Here is a 15,461-nt window from a genome sequence, read left to right as displayed (position 1 = left end):
AGCGCGCAACACGGCTGCCGTCGGGCCGGCCTCAGGCATCGACGCGCTTGGAACCGACCGCCAGACCCGACTTCAGGCTGGCTTCGACGAATTCGTCCAGGTCGCCATCGAGCACCTTCTGCGTGTCCGAACGTTCGATGCCGGTGCGCAGGTCCTTGATCCGGCTCTGGTCGAGCACGTAGTTGCGGATCTGGCTGCCCCAGCCGATATCGGACTTGGTGGCTTCCACCGCGTCGCGCTCGGCGTTGCGCTTCTGGATTTCCAGCTCGTACAGCTTGGCGGCCAGCATCTTCATCGCGTTGTCGCGGTTCTGGTGCTGGCTGCGGCCGGTCTGGCAGGCCACCACCGTGTTGGTCGGGATGTGGGTGATACGCACCGCCGACTCGGTCTTGTTGACGTGCTGGCCGCCGGCGCCGGAGGAGCGGTACACGTCGGTACGCAGGTCGGCCGGGTTGATGTCAATCTCGATGTTGTCGTCCACTTCCGGCGACACGAACACCGAGGTGAAGCTGGTATGGCGGCGGTTGTCCGAGTCGAACGGCGACTTGCGCACCAGGCGGTGCACGCCGGTCTCGGTCTTCAGCCAGCCATAGGCGTAATCGCCTTCCACGCGCAGGGTGGCCGACTTGATCCCAGCCACATCGCCACCGGAGACTTCCATCAGTTCGGTCTTCCAGCCGCGCGATTCGCACCAGCGCAGGTACATGCGCAGCAGGATTTCGGCCCAGTCCTGGGCTTCGGTGCCGCCGGCGCCGGCCTGGATGTCGACGAACGCCGCGGCGGTATCCATCTGCCCGGAGAACATGCGCTGGAACTCCAGCTGTTCGACGTGCTTCTGGTACTTGTCCAGGTCGGCGACCACGGCCAAGGCGGTCTCTTCGTCCTGTTCGCTCTCGGCCAGTTCCAGCAGTTCGCCCGATTCGGACAAGCCGTCAAGGATGGTGGCGATGCCGCCCACGGTCTTTTCCAGGTTGGCGCGTTCGCGGCCAAGGTTCTGGGCGTACTCGGCGTTGTTCCAGATATCCGGGTTTTCCAGTTCCCGGGTTACTTCTTCCAGACGCTCTTGCTTGGCGTCGTAGTCAAAGATACCCCCTGAGCGAGACCACGCGATCGGTCAGATCGGTGATTCGCTGGCGCACGGGATTGAGCTCTAGCATGGCGGCAGTGTTGAAGGCTTGGGACAAGACCGGAATTGTAGCCCAGGCCGCCCGTTCATGCTGGCGCGGCGGCAGGCCCCGGCAGCGTGCCGCCCTGCCCCAGCGCCGCGCGCAGCACCGGCAGCTGGCGGCGGCTGCAGGGCAATGCGCTGCCGTCGGCCAGGTGCACCCGCGCCTCGCCGCTGTCCAGCGGCTCGATGGAGACCAGGAAACCCAGGTTGAGCACGTAGCTGCGGTGGATCCTGACGAACCGGGCCGGGTCCAGCCGGGCCTCCAGCGCGGCCAGGGTGCTGCGCAGCGGGTAGTCGTGGCCGCGCACGTGCAGGTTCATGTAGTTGCCGGCGGCCTGGGCGTACTCGACATCGGCGGTGGCCACCAGGAAGTCGCGCCCCAGCTTGCGCACCAGGAACCGCTCGGGCCGGTCCACCGCTTCCACCGGCGGTGCATCCTCGGGCGCGGCCAACAGGTGCGCCTCGCCCTGGCGCCGGCGACCGAACCAGCTGAAGAAGTGTTCGATCGCCACGAAGGTGAAGAACGCGCGCACGTCCTTGAGGTATTCGTAGAGCAGCCGGGTGGGCCACGCCGAACCGTCCTGGTAGTGCTCGCCCACGCTGGCATAGGCCAGTTGGCGCAGCAGCATCATGCCCGCCACGTGCACCAGCGACCAGGCCACGCTGGCCAGCAGGTACAGCGGCAGCCGCCGCTTCCAGGTATCGGCATGCAGCGGCCAGCGCTGGCAGCCCCACCACAGCAGCGGCAGGGTCAGCACGATGATGCCGACGCTGCTCAGTTCCCAGACCAGCGGCTCCCACAGCGCCAGGCTGCCGCCGCGACGCTGGGTATCCATCACTTCGACCAGGGCATTGGCCAGCGCGGTGGCCAGCAGGATCGCCGCCCAGACCAGCCAACGGGTCGAGGGGCGCCAACGGGGGGAGGTGCGGGAGGTCATCGGGCGGTCCATGCGCAGGGGCGGCAAGCAGGCATCAACCGCAGATGGTAACGGCGCCGCGGCTCATTTCACCTCGAATTCCCCCACCAGCACGGTCTCGGCACGGTCCTTCAGGCGCATGGTGACCTGCTGGTCGCGCTGCCTGGCGGTGCCCCAGTGCGTACTCAGGCGCAGGCTCAGCGTGGTGGCGCCGGTGACCAGCTGCTCGCGGCTGCCGAAGAAGTTGGCCTCCACCTTGTACTTGCCGGGCTTGGCCTGGCGCAGCGAGAACTGCTCGGGGCCGTAGCCGCCGGTGAAGTCCTGCGACATCTGCCCGCCCTGGTGGGTCAGGCGGTTGCCGTAGTAGGCGCGCTCGCCATTGGGGTCGGTCACCCACAGGTCCATGTCGCTGTTGTCGCTGTCCCAGCTCAGCACCACGCGCAGGTCCAGCGGCATGGCCCGGCGCAGGCGCGGGTCGACCGCCGTGGCGTCCACCCGCTCGCGCGCGATCAGGGTGTTCAGCTCATCCAGCGCGATCAGCGAAATACCATCGAAGCGGCTGTCCCAGGGCCGCACCACCACCTCGTACAGGCTGGCCAGCGCGGCCTGGTACTGGCCGCTGGCCTCCAGCGCCAGGCCCAGGTCGCGGAAGCTCTGCGGCTCTTCCTCGCCCATCGCCAGTACCGCCTGGAACACCGGCACCGCCAGCTCGGGCGCGCCGGCCTGCAACAGCCGGTAACCGAGCACGCGCAGCACGTGGCGGTTCTCCAGCTGCATCTCGGCCAGGTTGGACAGCACCCGCAGCGCCAGCTCGCGCTGGCCCTTGGCCAGCAGCAGGTCGGCCACGTCCAGGTAGAAGGCGCTGCTGCCGGCATGCTGGTCGCGTTCGGACAGGTAGGTGGCATACAGCTGCGCCGGCGGCGCATCGCGCAGGCGGCGCGCATAGGCCGAGTCCGGCGCCCACGGCGCCAGGGCGATGCCGATGGCACCGCGGTTGGCGGTGTCGCTGGCCTTGCTGCCGGTGACCTCGACCGAATCCAGCCCGGTGGCACGCGCACGCTGTGCTCGTGCCATCGGCGCAGCCGGTGCGGGCGGGGCCGGCCGGGCCATCGCGTCGTTGGCCGGCGCCGGCTGGTACGCCATGCTTTCCTCGACACTGGCCGCCACATCGGCCACCGCCATCGGCTTGATCAGCCCGGCCACCCCGATCGGCGCGCCCTTCGGCCAGGGCGTGTTCCACCACTGCTGGCGCTGGGCGAACTGCAGCGCCAGCTGGTCCAATCGCTGCCTGCGCGCCTGCTGCGCATCGTCGATGCGCAGCGCATGCAGGCGGTCGTAGTCGGCCTGCAGCGGCGCCGGCGGACGGATGCCGTAGCGCAGGTAGTCGTCCAGGGTTTCCAGCACCAGCAAGGAGGTGTCCGCACCGACCAGCCCGAACTGCCGCGACAACGTACGCATCGCCTCGGCATTGGTCACCGGGTCGGCGGCATACCCGGCCAGCGTCGCGCTGGCCCAGGCCTGCGCCACCAGGCCACCGTCCAGTGCGCGCGCGGCAGATATCGCCACGCGCTGCGCATGCACCCGGCCATCGGCCAGCCGCACGCGCACGCTCAGCTCGCCGCCAGGCTGCTGCACCCGCCCCATCACCCGCAGCCAGCCCTGGCCGGCACGGCTGGCGTCGGCCACCAGCCGGTCCACCCCACGCCCTTCCAGCCCGACCACCTCGGCGCGCTGCTGCAACAGCAGCGGCAGCGCCGCCTCCACCTCGGCCAGGCTGGACAGCACCAGCGCCCGGCCCTGGTGGGCCCCGGTCCAGGCGCGCAGGCGCGCCGCATCGGTGCGCGCGCCGGCAGTGCTCAGTGCAAACAGCCGCTGGCCGCGCTGCAGCGCCGGCAAGGCCCCGCTGCCGTAGTTGGACAGCCCATCGCTGACCAGCAGGTATTCCTGCACCTGCGCGCGAGGTGTCCACGCGCCCAGCGCGCTGGCACCGTCCAGCGGCAGCGTGGCCAGATACGCACGCAGCGCACTCCAGTCGCCACGGTGGATATCGAAACTGCGCACCGGTTCGGCCCGGTCGCGCAGCACGGTCAGCTGCACCTGGCCCTCGCCGATCGCGGCGAAGTAGCGGTCCAGCACTGCCAGCTCGACGGCGCGGTCGCGCTGCCGTGCCGAGCCGGAGGCATCCCACAGCAGCCCAACCCGGGTCGGCAGCGGCCGCGCCACGGCCTGCACCGGCAGCGGAATCTGCGCCAGCAGGTAGCGTTCGCCGTCATGCCCACCGGTCACCGCATCCAGTTGCCGCACCTGCGGCAGCCGCCACTGCGCCTGCGCCGGCAACGCGTCGCCGCGGCCCTGCCACTGCGCGCGGTATGCGCCGTCCTGCAGCCGGAACTGCCATGGCAGCGGCGTGCTGGGCACCGGTGCCCCGGTGCCGCTGGCATCCATGCGCACGCTGACCTCCGCGGCGCCGCGCGCGAACTGCAACGGCAGGTTCCAGCGCAGGCCCTGCGCATCGGCCGGCAGCGTCTGCCGAAGGGTCAGCGCAACGCGGCGGCTGCCGCGCGCGGGGATCGGATACACCCGCAGCCGGAACTGGTTGCCGGCGGTCTGTTCGAGCAGGCCCGGGTCGACCTGGCGCCGCTCGATCGCCTCGAACACCTGGCGCCCCTGCGCCTTGGGTGCCGGCACCGCCTCACGCAGCGCGCCATCGATATCCAGCGCGAAGCCGGTTACCTGCTGGCCATCGGCCAGCGGGAACTCCAACTGGCCCTCCAGCACCCGCGCATTGGGGTTGTGGAACTCCATTTCGATGCGGGTCTCGCCCATGCCCGCCACCACGTGGCTGTCCAGGCGTACCCGGCGCAGCTGCACCGGCACTTCCGCGCCGGACACCTGCAGCAGCGGGGCCACCGCCGGACGCGTCTGCGCCATGCCCACCTGCGTTCCCAACCACAGCATGCCGAGCATGCCGATCCCACCCAGTGCGCGTTGCATGTGACGCTCCCGATCCGATGACAGCAGGTTGAACGGATCATGCGGGCAAACGGGGTTGGCCGCCGCAACGCTTGGCGCGCGGCGCCGGGTAAGCCAAGATGCGGCTCCCCCGATTGCCTGCCTACAAGGACGTTCCATGCGCCTGCCTGTCCTGCTGCCCCTGCTGCTGTTGGCCCCTTTGGCTCCGGCCCACGCTGCCGCGCCCATAGCCGGGGTGAGCTTCAGCCACCACGACTGGACCGTGGCCTGCGACAACACCCGCACCTGCCGCGCGGCCGGTTACCAGGCCGGCGAGAACGGCGGCGAACCGGTCTCGATCCTGCTCACCCGCAAGGCCGGCCCGAACCAGCCGGTCAGCGCCGAGGTGATGCTGGGCCAGTACGACCCGATCACCCTGCCCGGGCAGCTGTCCCTGCAGATCAACGACGCCAAGCCCGGCGCTTTGAAGTACAACGCCGCCGACGGCACCGCCGAACTGTCGCCGGCGCAGGTCGCCGCCCTGCTGGCATCGCTGGCCGGCAACAGCCGCATCGTGCTGCGCGGCAACGATGGCAAGCAGTGGACCGTGTCCGACCGCGGCGCCTCGGCGGCCCTGTTGAAGATGGACGAATTCCAGGGCCGCCTGGGCACCCCCGGCGCGTTGATCCGCAAGGGCAGCAAGGCCGAAACCACCGTACTGCCGGCCCTGCCGACGCCGGTGATCGTATTGGGCAAGGTGGTCGCCGCACGGCCGGCCGATCAAGCCCTGGCCAACTCCGCCGCGCTGCGCAAGGCGCTGGCCGCGGCCACTCCGGCCGACACCTGCGAAGCCCTGCATCCGGGCGACAGCATGATCGCCAATGAAGGCCCGCAGGAAATCACCGTACAACGCCTCAGCGCCGACAAGCTGCTGGTCTCCCAACCGTGCTGGCGCGCGGCCTACAACACCGGCGATGGCTACTGGGTGGTCAACGACCGCGCGCCCTACCAGCCGCAGCTGGTCACCGCCTCGGCGGTGGGCGACGAACTGCGCACCATCGAGCAAGGCCACAAGGGCCGCGGCCTGGGCGATTGCTGGCACTCCACCAGTTGGGGCTGGACCGGCAGCCAGTTCGTCAAGACCGCCGAATCCAGCTCCGGCCTGTGCCGCCTGGTCGCCGCCGGTGGGGCGTGGGAGATGCCGACGCTGGTGAGCAAGGTGGTGGAATAACGCGGCTCGGCCGAACGCGCGGTGATGCGTTGCCTGTGCACATCATCGTCGAAGAAATTCGTACTAGTTGCATGGCTACCTGGTGGTGGTGGCGGCGATTCTATGCACCCCACCATGAGCTGCACCCGATGCGCCCCGTCTACAAACGCCTGAATCTGGCTTCAGTGCTGTCGTTGCTGGGCATTCTGCCCTGCCTCGCCGCGACCTCACCCAAGGGCATCGAGTTCCATCATGGCGATTGGATGGTGGCCTGCGACAACACCCGCACCTGTCGCGCAGCGGGCTACCAGCCGGATTCCGGTGAACATGCCCCGGTTTCCGTGCTGCTGACCCGCAAGGGCGGGCCTCGCCAGCCGGTTACCGCGCAACTGGCCATCGGCGATATTGACCAGCCCCCGCCGCCATCATCGCTACGCCTGCGCATCAATGGCAGTGACCTGGGGCCAGTAGTGGATCGCGGGCCAGGCCTGACTTCCCGGCAGGTTACCGCCCTGTTACGTGCACTGACCGTTGACAGCGAAATTCTTGTCGTTGATGGCGATGACAGTAATCGTGTGTGGCGCCTCTCCGACCAGGGCGCCGCCGCCGTGCTGTTGAAGACGGATGAATTCCAAGGTCGGCTTGGCACCCCCGGTGCGCTGCTGCGCAAAGGCAACCGCAGCGAGAACAGCGTTCCGGTCGCACTTGCCGTGCCAATCGTCAAGCTGGTGACCCCACCGCCGACCCGCGCGGCGGATAGAGCATTGGAACGATCCCCTTCCCTGCGCTCGGCTCTGCGTGCCAGCACGCGTGCGGAACTGCAGGAACGATGCCCCGACCTGTTCTCCGACGAACGCGACTACCCCCTGACCGTACGCAGATTAAGCGGCAGCAAACTACTGGTTTCCACCCAATGCTGGATAGGGGGGCAAAACGCAGGGTTCGGCTATTGGATGGTCAACCACCGCGAATCCTATCAGGCTGACCTGGTCACCATATCGGCCGACGAAAGTACTGGGGCAAGTCACATTTTCGCATCACAGAGGAGCGTGTTTGGCGACTGTTTATCGGCGAAGAGCTGGGGGTGGGATGGCAAGGATTTTGTCCCCATATCGGCATTTACTACCGGCCTATGCCGCCTTGTCACCCTTGGCGGGCCATGGCAGATGCCGATGGTGGTGACCCGGGTGCAGGAGTAAGCCCCTCGGCTACCAACTACCCTGTCATCGGACGTTGCTCAGCCGTCGCCAGAGAATCACCTTGCCGGACGCGGCGCCCTGAAAGGGAAGGCCTGGCTTAGCAGCTGCTCCAACGAGTCATACAACAACTCGGTTTTTCCAGTCTTGTGGAGACACAGATGAAGGGCCCCTTTCGGCCGTCATCAAAACCGGATTGCCGGCCCCGTCATCCGATATGACGTAAGCGCCGCGCCGCTGTTCTCCGGCACTATCCAGATAAGCATCTCGAAACCGCTCGGTCAGCTCAGTGGCTGTTGCGTTGCCGATAAGAGAGCCATTGTTGAAAGCGTGGGTCTCGATACCGCCAAATGCACCCCCAAACGCCTTGATGAACTGGATGTAGTCAGCATTGAGCTTGACACCAAGTGTCTGTTCCGCAGACTCGATCTCAGAATCGTTGGCAGGCAAGCCATAAAGGTCCCCGTCCCCCGTCATGATATCCAAGGCGATCATATCCATTAGTTGGTGATTCACTTTGAACGCACTCGATTCCGCTTTTGTTGGTTCAGATCCTAATTGGTCCGGCACAGCAAGTACTGCCCCGCTACGCCAGAAGTTAACGCAATCGGCACGGACGTTCGGCGGCTCCCCCAAAATTTAAGGTTCTTCGCCGATTTACGGGACGTCAGCTGCGCACCAAAGCCTCAGGTCAAAGGCAATGACCGACGTATGCGCTGATTGGGCTGGCGCGGGTGGGTTGGCGGGACACGCCGTGAACCCATCCGTGGGGGCTTGGCGAAAACATCCATGTTTTCGACAGTCCCGCCAACCCACCCACGCCAACCCTCCACACATGGCCGGTGCGCATGGGAAAGCATAGGTCCGAGCCACGTTCTGGTAGCGCCACGCCCAAGGAACGGCATCCGACCACGGGTCGGAACTACCTGCGGATGGCAGGCGAATTGGCAGCATGAATCCGACCATTGGTAGATTGCTGTTGCTGTTGCTGTTGCTGTTGCTGTTGCTGTTGCTGTTGCCCGTGATCTTGATCTACCTCCCCCCTTGAAGCGAGCCGAGCATCGCAGCGGCATCGGGGGCGAAGAGGCGCGGGTGTCTGAGCGCAGCGAGTTCCGCGCCGTCCCCCGATGACGCGAGAAGCGCAGGGCACCGGCAGGCGTAGCCTGCCGGATCGCGGACGGGGGCGTGTTCTTTGGTTACTTTCTTGCACGAGCAAGAAAGTGACTCGCGCCCCGAAGGGGCACGAAACGCTTTTGAAGCTAGCTGCGAAGCGGCAACACAGCAACGGCATCCGGCCAGCGGCCGGCACTACCTGCTTTTCTGCAATGCCATGGCCTTTGGGCGGTAGCCCCGGACATGGGCGAAGAACCAAATTTAAAGAACGGGCGTGCACCTCACGCATCCGCACAATGCTCGATGATCAACTGGATCGCCCCACCGCCGCGGTAGTCATCGCTGACCAGCCGGTAGGCGATATGTACGGTGTTGGCCGGGGCGGTGCCCTTCCAGCCGCTGAAGTGGATCGCGTTGAGCGGTTCGGCCCGGCCGGGTACGCGCAGGCTGAGTTTGAGATGCTTTTCCTTCAGCACCTGCCAGCGCGCCACCTGGAAGTGGCCGTCGAACAGCGGCTCGGGGAAGCCCTGGCCCCACGGTCCGGCCAGACGCAGCGCCTCGGCATGCGCAAAGTCCAGTTCCTGCGGCAGCAACTCGCCGTCGGTAAGCAACAGCTGCTGCAGCGAGAGCGGATCCAGCGTGCGCTCCACCACGTCGGCGAAGGCCTGCTCGAACGCGGCCAGCTGCGCATGCGGCAGACTCAGCCCTGCAGCCATGGCGTGGCCACCGAACTTGTCGATCAGCCCAGGGTGCGCCGCGTTGACCATGGCCAGCGCGTCACGGATATGGAAGCCGGGAATCGAGCGTGCCGAGCCGCGCAGTGAATCGCTGCCCGGTTCGGACGGGGCAAACGCGATCACCGGGCGGTGCAGGCGGTCCTTCATCTTCGAGGCGACCAGGCCGACCACGCCGGGATGCCAGTCGGCATCGAACAGGCAGGCCGCGATCGGGCGCTCGCCTTCGGCAGTCAGCACCGCGCGCGACACCGCCAGTTCGGCGTCGTCGGTCATCAGCTGCTGCACCGCACGGCGCTCGGCGTTGATCTGCTCCAGGGTCTGGGCGATCTCGCGGGCCTGGGCGCGGTCTTCGGTGAGCAGCAGTTCGATGCCCAGCGCCATGTCTTCCAGGCGCCCGGCGGCATTCAAACGCGGGCCCAGCGCAAATCCGATGTCGGTGGCGCTCAGCCGTGCCGGGTCGCGGCCACTGGCCTCGATCAGTGCCTGCAGGCCCACGCAGCCCTGCCCTGCGCGCAGGCGGCGCAGCCCGGCAGCGACCAGCGCACGGTTGTTGGCATCCAGCGCGACCAGGTCGGCGACGGTGCCGACCGCGACCAGGTCCAGCAGGGTCAGCAGGTCCGGCTCGGCGCCATCGGCAAAGGCGCCCTGCGTGCGCAGGTGGCGGCGCAGCGCCATCAGGACATAGAAGATCACCCCGACCCCGGCCAGCGCCTTGCTCGGGAACGCGTCGCCGTTGATGTTGGGGTCGACGATGGCATCGGCCGGCGGCAGCCGTTCGCCGGGCAGGTGATGGTCGGTGACCAGCACCTTCCAACCCAGCGCCTTGGCCGCCGCCACGCCGGCATGGCAGGCAATGCCGTGGTCGACGGTGACCAGCAGGCCCGGCTGCAGGTGCGCCAGGTCGGCCACCAGCGCTGGCGACAACCCATACCCGTGCAGGACCCGGTTCGGCACCGCGTGCACCACGTCGCGCGCACCGAGCATGCGCAGCCCGCGCACGCCCACCGCACAGGCAGTGGCGCCATCGCAATCGAAATCGCCGACCACCAGGATACGGGCGTTGCTGGCGATGGCCGCAGCCAGCAGGTCCACCGCGGCCTGCATGCTGCCCATCAGCTCCGGCGCGTGCAGCTGGGCCAGTTTCGGCTGCGCCTGCGCAGCGTCGGTCACCCCGCGCGCGGCATACAGGCGCTGCAGCAGCGGCAGCATGTCGGCCGGCCACTCCGCCACCGGCACCGGCGCACGGCGCTGGATCGTCACGGCATCAGGGGAAAGTGGCGCGGTATCGGCGGTGGGAGACATCGGCAGCGCCGGTTGCAAAGGTGCGGCCATGATACGCCGCTGGAAGCAGCGACGGCCCGGCGTAGATCCACGTCGCGCCCCATCACCAAGGGGCGCCAATCCCATGAACGCATCGCCATGCGCAGAGCGGCCGCCGCCGGGCACGTAGCATGATTCATGCGTGGATGGCGCGGTGCCTGCATCAAACCGCCCCCTGCCCGATGTGGATCGACGCCTCAGGCGTCGTGCAGCTGCACCGGCTTCTTCCAGAACCGCCAGCGCTGGCCGTTGTCGATCTCAAAGCGCATCCCGTCTTCGAAATCCAGCACCAGCCGCTTCAACTCCCCGCCCGCGATCGCCGCCAGCAACGGCCGGATCGCATCCTGGCCCAACTGTTCCAGCGAGCGCAGCTGACGCAGGTCCACCAGGGCATCCACGGCGTGCTCGCCATCGGCCTGCAAACCCGCTGCCTTGGCCAGCGCCTGCAGCAGCGCATCACGGCTGCGGACCTGGGCATGCGCGGTGGTCACGCGTTCGGGCAGCTCGCCGCCGCCCCAGAACCACAACGAGTTGATCGCCCGTTTGCCGTCGGCCACGCGCTGCTGGTTCCACCCGTGCTGGTGCAACACCACCTGCGCTTCGGTCAGCAGGGCGCGCCAGCGGCGGCCGGCATCGCCCTCGGGCAGGTGGGCAAACAGATCATCGCCCAGCACTTCATCGGGCTCGGCAAAGACAGGCAGCGTGGTGCCTGGCGGCAGGCGCAGGTACCAGCGCGACGGCACCGGCGCATCCAGCACGAAGCCGTAGCCGGCGAACAACGGCTGCAGTGCCGGCAGCAGATGCATCACATCGGCCAGATCGGGGCGCAGGATATCCCCGTGCCCCATCAGGCGTGCGCCATGCATGTCCGGCACCACATTTGCCGGATCGGCCCGCAGCCACACCGCCCCGTCGGCATCGCCGACATCCAGCTGGCGGGTCAGGGCTGCGGCGGACCACGCGTCCGGCTGCGTCTGGAAATGCCGACGCAACTGGGCGCGCTCGCCCGCCTCGGCGCTGCGGCGTTCCGCCCGCCCCAGCGCCCTGGCGACGTCATCAGGCAACGGCGCGGCCGGGAAACGGCTGCGTGCCGGCAGCAGCAGCGTTGCCGTGGCCATGGTCGGCTCAGTCCAGGTACTGGACGCTGACGATTTCGTACTCGCGCTGGCCGGCCGGTGCGTCGATGGTGACCGCATCGCCTTCCAGCTTGCCGATCAACGCCCGCGCCAGCGGCGAGGAGATCGCGATCAGGCCCAGCTTGATGTCCGCTTCCAGGTCGCCGACGATCTGGTAGCGCTTGCCTTCGTCGCTCTCCACGTCCGACAACTCGACCGTGGCGCCGAACACCACCTTGCTGCCGGCGTTGAGCTTGGTGATGTCGATGATCTCGGCATGCGACAGCTCGCCCTCGAGCTGCTTGATGCGGCCTTCGATGAAGCCCTGCTCCTCGCGCGCGGCGTGGTACTCGGCGTTCTCCTTCAGATCGCCGTGCTCGCGCGCCTCGGCAATGGCGGCGATGACCTTGGGCCGCTTGACCGACTTGAGGTGGTCGAGCTCTTCGCGCAGACGCTGCGCGCCCTTCAGGGTGATCGGTGCTCTCATGCGTTCAACTCCTTGTGCAGTTCCTGCAGCGACCAGACCGGGCCGGTCCCGCGGAATTCCAGTGATTGCACCAGCGCCTTGGCGCCGGCAATGGTGGTCGAATAGGTGACGCGGTGCTGCAGCGCCTCGCGACGGATCGAGAACGAGTCGTTGATCGCCGCACGCCCTTCGGTGGTGTTGACGATATACACGATCTCGCCGTTCTTGATCGAATCGACGATGTGCGGCCGGCCTTCGACCACCTTGTTGACGATCTCGCAGTCCATGCCGTGCTGCTGCAGCCACGCACCGGTGCCACGGGTGGCCACCAGGGTGTAGCCACGCTCCAGCAGCAGCTTGGCCACCGGCAGCACGCGCTGCTTGTCCGGGTCACGCACCGACACGAAGGCCTTGCCCAGCGGCGGGGCCTTGATGCCGCCGGCCTCCTGCGCGCGCGCGAAGGCGGCGCTGAAGCTGCGGCCCACGCCCATCACCTCGCCGGTGGAGCGCATCTCCGGCCCGAGGATCGGGTCCACGCCCTGGAACTTGGCGAACGGGAAGATCGCTTCCTTGACCGAGTAGTAGTCCGGCACGATTTCCTTGAGCGCGCCCTGCTCAGCCAGGGTCATCCCGGCCATGCAGCGCGCGGCGATCTTGGCCAGCGCCATGCCGGTGGCCTTGGACACGAACGGCACGGTGCGCGACGCACGCGGGTTCACTTCCAGCAGGTAGACGATGTCTTCGCCGTTCTCGCCGGCCTGGATCGCGAACTGGGTGTTCATCAGGCCGACCACGTTCAGGGCCTTGGCCAGCTCCACCACCTGGCGGCGCAGCTCGGCCTGGGTTTCGGCCGACAGCGAGTACGGCGGCAGCGAGCAGGACGAATCGCCCGAATGCACGCCGGCTTCCTCGATGTGTTCCATCACGCCACCGATCAGCACGTTGCCGTCCTTGTCGGCAATGATGTCCACGTCCACTTCCACCGCGTTGTCCAGGAAGCGGTCCAGCAGCACCGGCGAATCGTTGGACACCTTGACCGCATCGCGCACATAGCGGGCCAGGTCGGATTCGCCGTAGACGATTTCCATCGCGCGGCCGCCCAGCACGTAGCTGGGGCGCACCACCAGCGGGTAGCCGATCTCGCGGGCCAGCAGCAGCGCTTCCTGGTCGTTGCGGGCGATGCGGTTCGGCGGCTGCTTCAGGCCCAGCTTGTCGACCAGCTGCTGGAAGCGCTCGCGGTCTTCGGCCAGGTCGATGGAGTCCGGCGAGGTGCCGATCACCGGCACGCCATTGGCTTCCAGCGCGCGCGCCAGCTTCAGCGGGGTCTGGCCGCCGTACTGCACGATCACGCCCTTGGGCTGTTCCAGCTCGACGATCTCCAGCACGTCTTCCAGCGTCAGCGGCTCGAAGTACAGGCGGTCGGAGGTGTCGTAATCGGTGGAGACGGTTTCCGGGTTGCAGTTGACCATGATGGTTTCATAGCCATCCTCGCGCAGCGCCAGCGCGGCATGCACGCAGCAGTAGTCGAACTCGATGCCCTGCCCGATGCGGTTCGGGCCGCCGCCCAGGATCATGATCTTGTCGCGGTTGCTCGGCGCCGCCTCGCACTCGTCCTCGTAGGTCGAATACAGGTAGGCGGTGCTGGTGGCGAACTCGGCCGCGCACGAATCCACGCGCTTGTACACCGGGCGCACCTTGTGCGCGCGGCGCAGCGCGCGCACGGCCGCTTCGTTGGTGCCGGTCAGCTCGGCCAGGCGGGCATCGGAGAAACCGGCGCGCTTGAGCTTGCGCAGGCGCGCGGCGTCCAGCGCGTCGATGCCGTCGGCGGCCAGCTGGGTTTCGGCCTGGATGATCTCTTCGATCTGGTCCAGGAACCACGGGTCGATGTGCGACAGCGCGAACACCTCTTCCACGCTGAAACCGGCGCGGAAGGCATCGCCCACGTAGAACAGGCGCTCCGGGCCGGGGGCCTTGAGCTCGCGCTTGATGGTGGTGATGTCGTCTTCGTTGGCCAGGTCCAGGCCGGTCGGGTCCAGCCCGATCTTGCCGGTTTCCAGCCCACGCAAGGCCTTCTGCAGCGATTCCTGGAAGGTGCGGCCCATCGCCATCACCTCACCCACCGACTTCATCTGGGTGGTCAGGCGCGCATCGGCAGCCGGGAACTTCTCGAAGGCAAAGCGCGGGATCTTGGTGACCACGTAGTCGATCGACGGCTCGAACGAGGCCGGGGTCAGGCCGCCGGTGATTTCGTTCTTCAGTTCGTCAAGGGTGTAGCCCACCGCCAGCTTGGCGGCGACCTTGGCGATCGGGAAGCCGGTGGCCTTGGAGGCCAGCGCCGAGGAACGCGACACGCGCGGGTTCATTTCGATCACCACCACCCGGCCGGTGGTCGGGCTGATACCGAACTGCACGTTGGAGCCGCCGGTGTCCACGCCGATCTTGCGCAGCACCGCGATGGAGGCATCGCGCAGGCGCTGGTATTCCTTGTCGGTCAGGGTCTGGGCCGGGGCCACGGTGATCGAGTCACCGGTGTGCACGCCCATCGGGTCCAGGTTCTCGATCGAGCAGACGATGATGCAGTTGTCGGCGGTATCGCGCACCACCTCCATCTCGAATTCCTTCCAGCCCAGCACCGATTCTTCCACCAGCACTTCGGTGGTCGGCGACAGTTCCAGGCCGCGGGTGACGATGTCCACCAGCTCTTCGCGGTTGTAGGCGATGCCGCCGCCGCTGCCGCCCAGGGTGAAGCTGGGGCGGATGATGGTGGGGTAACCGACCCGGGTCTGGATATCCAGAGCTTCTTCCAGCGTATGGGCCACGGCCGCCTTCGGGCAGTCCAGGCCGATCTCGCCCATGGCCACGCGGAACAGCTCGCGGTCTTCGGCCATGCGGATCGCATCGCGCTTGGCGCCGATCAGCTCGACGTTGTACTTCTCCAGCACCCCGTGCTCGGCCAGGTCCAGCGCGCAGTTCAGCGCGGTCTGGCCGCCCATGGTCGGCAGCAGCGCATCGGGCTTTTCCTTGGCGATGATCTTTTCGACCGTCTGCCAGTTGATCGGCTCGATGTAGACCGCGTCGGCCATCTCCGGGTCGGTCATGATCGTGGCCGGATTGCTGTTGACCAGCACCACGCGGTACCCCTCGTCGCGCAGGGCCTTGCAGGCCTGGGCCCCGGAGTAGTCGAACTCGCAGGCCTGGCCGATGACGATCGGGCCGGCACCGATGATGAGGATGGTTTTTAGGTCAGTGCGCTTGGGCATTGTCTTC

Annotated in this window: 10 protein-coding genes; 2 read left to right on the top strand and 8 right to left on the bottom strand. The window is 67.4% G+C overall.

The window, feature by feature from the left end; all coding sequences use genetic code 11:
- Nucleotides 1-31: 31 nt before the first annotated feature.
- The 3 genes from prfB to IC535_RS06180 all read right to left on the bottom strand — a co-directional run bounded on the left by prfB (nt 32) and on the right by IC535_RS06180 (nt 5,052).
- A protein-coding gene (prfB, locus tag IC535_RS06190; protein ID WP_228884954.1) for a peptide chain release factor 2 occupies nt 32-1,157 on the bottom strand; the annotation gives its coding sequence in 2 pieces (ribosomal slippage) (nt 32-1,081 and nt 1,083-1,157; 1,125 coding nt in all).
- Between the two features lie 55 nt (nt 1,158-1,212).
- A complete protein-coding gene (locus tag IC535_RS06185) occupies nt 1,213-2,118 on the bottom strand; it encodes a LytTR family DNA-binding domain-containing protein (protein WP_429000329.1) in 906 nt (301 codons plus the stop codon).
- Between the two features lie 51 nt (nt 2,119-2,169).
- Entirely contained in the window at nt 2,170-5,052 is a 2,883-nt protein-coding gene (locus IC535_RS06180; protein WP_429000330.1) for a VIT domain-containing protein, read from the bottom strand.
- A 163-nt stretch (nt 5,053-5,215) separates the two neighbouring features.
- On the opposite strand from IC535_RS06180, the gene IC535_RS06175 reads away from it, so the two are divergent.
- Together IC535_RS06175 and IC535_RS06170 are read left to right on the top strand one after the other, a co-directional pair.
- Nucleotides 5,216-6,268 (top strand): DUF1176 domain-containing protein, encoded by a 1,053-nt coding sequence (locus IC535_RS06175; protein ID WP_228884960.1) that lies wholly within the window; start codon nt 5,216-5,218, stop codon nt 6,266-6,268.
- 128 nt (nt 6,269-6,396) lie between these two features.
- Complete coding sequence (locus IC535_RS06170) at nt 6,397-7,446, top strand: DUF1176 domain-containing protein (RefSeq protein ID WP_228884962.1); 1,050 nt, start codon at nt 6,397-6,399, stop codon at nt 7,444-7,446.
- A 117-nt stretch (nt 7,447-7,563) separates the two neighbouring features.
- Here IC535_RS06170 and IC535_RS06165 read toward each other — a convergent pair whose 3' ends face one another.
- From IC535_RS06165 to carB, 5 genes are all read right to left on the bottom strand, one after another.
- Nucleotides 7,564-7,944, bottom strand: a complete 381-nt coding sequence (locus tag IC535_RS06165; protein ID WP_228884963.1) for an SMI1/KNR4 family protein — start codon at nt 7,942-7,944, stop codon at nt 7,564-7,566.
- A gap of 893 nt (nt 7,945-8,837) precedes the next feature.
- Nucleotides 8,838-10,595, bottom strand: coding sequence for a single-stranded-DNA-specific exonuclease RecJ (gene recJ, locus IC535_RS06160; protein ID WP_429000331.1), 1,758 nt, complete (start codon nt 10,593-10,595; stop codon nt 8,838-8,840).
- Between the two features lie 215 nt (nt 10,596-10,810).
- A complete protein-coding gene (locus tag IC535_RS06155; protein WP_228884964.1) occupies nt 10,811-11,731 on the bottom strand; it encodes a phosphoglycerate mutase in 921 nt (306 codons plus the stop codon).
- A 7-nt stretch (nt 11,732-11,738) separates the two neighbouring features.
- Nucleotides 11,739-12,203, bottom strand: coding sequence for a transcription elongation factor GreA (gene greA / locus IC535_RS06150; protein ID WP_228885244.1), 465 nt, complete (start codon nt 12,201-12,203; stop codon nt 11,739-11,741).
- Nucleotides 12,204-12,211: 8 nt separating this feature from the next.
- A complete protein-coding gene (carB, locus tag IC535_RS06145; RefSeq protein ID WP_228884965.1) occupies nt 12,212-15,454 on the bottom strand; it encodes a carbamoyl-phosphate synthase large subunit in 3,243 nt (1,080 codons plus the stop codon).
- Between the last annotated feature and the right edge of the window lie 7 nt (nt 15,455-15,461).

Source organism: Stenotrophomonas rhizophila (assembly GCF_020857975.1).
In the GTDB taxonomy this organism is placed as follows: domain Bacteria; phylum Pseudomonadota; class Gammaproteobacteria; order Xanthomonadales; family Xanthomonadaceae; genus Stenotrophomonas; species Stenotrophomonas rhizophila_C.
Note: the sequence above shows the minus strand (reverse complement) of the source record. Positions and strands in the feature narration are given on the sequence as shown.

Bases quoted from the DNA above. Each gene is read 5' to 3' on its own strand.
- IC535_RS06185 (WP_429000329.1), bottom strand. From the start codon at position 2,118: ATGGACCGCCCGATGACCTCCCGCACCTCCCCCCGTTGGCGCCCCTCG.
- IC535_RS06180 (WP_429000330.1), bottom strand. From the start codon at position 5,052: ATGCTCGGCATGCTGTGGTTGGGAACGCAGGTGGGCATGGCGCAGACG.
- IC535_RS06175 (WP_228884960.1), top strand. From the start codon at position 5,216: ATGCGCCTGCCTGTCCTGCTGCCCCTGCTGCTGTTGGCCCCTTTGGCT.
- IC535_RS06170 (WP_228884962.1), top strand. From the start codon at position 6,397: ATGCGCCCCGTCTACAAACGCCTGAATCTGGCTTCAGTGCTGTCGTTG.
- IC535_RS06165 (WP_228884963.1), bottom strand. From the start codon at position 7,944: ATGGATATGATCGCCTTGGATATCATGACGGGGGACGGGGACCTTTAT.
- recJ (WP_429000331.1), bottom strand. From the start codon at position 10,595: ATGTCTCCCACCGCCGATACCGCGCCACTTTCCCCTGATGCCGTGACG.
- IC535_RS06155 (WP_228884964.1), bottom strand. From the start codon at position 11,731: ATGGCCACGGCAACGCTGCTGCTGCCGGCACGCAGCCGTTTCCCGGCC.
- carB (WP_228884965.1), bottom strand. From the start codon at position 15,454: ATGCCCAAGCGCACTGACCTAAAAACCATCCTCATCATCGGTGCCGGC.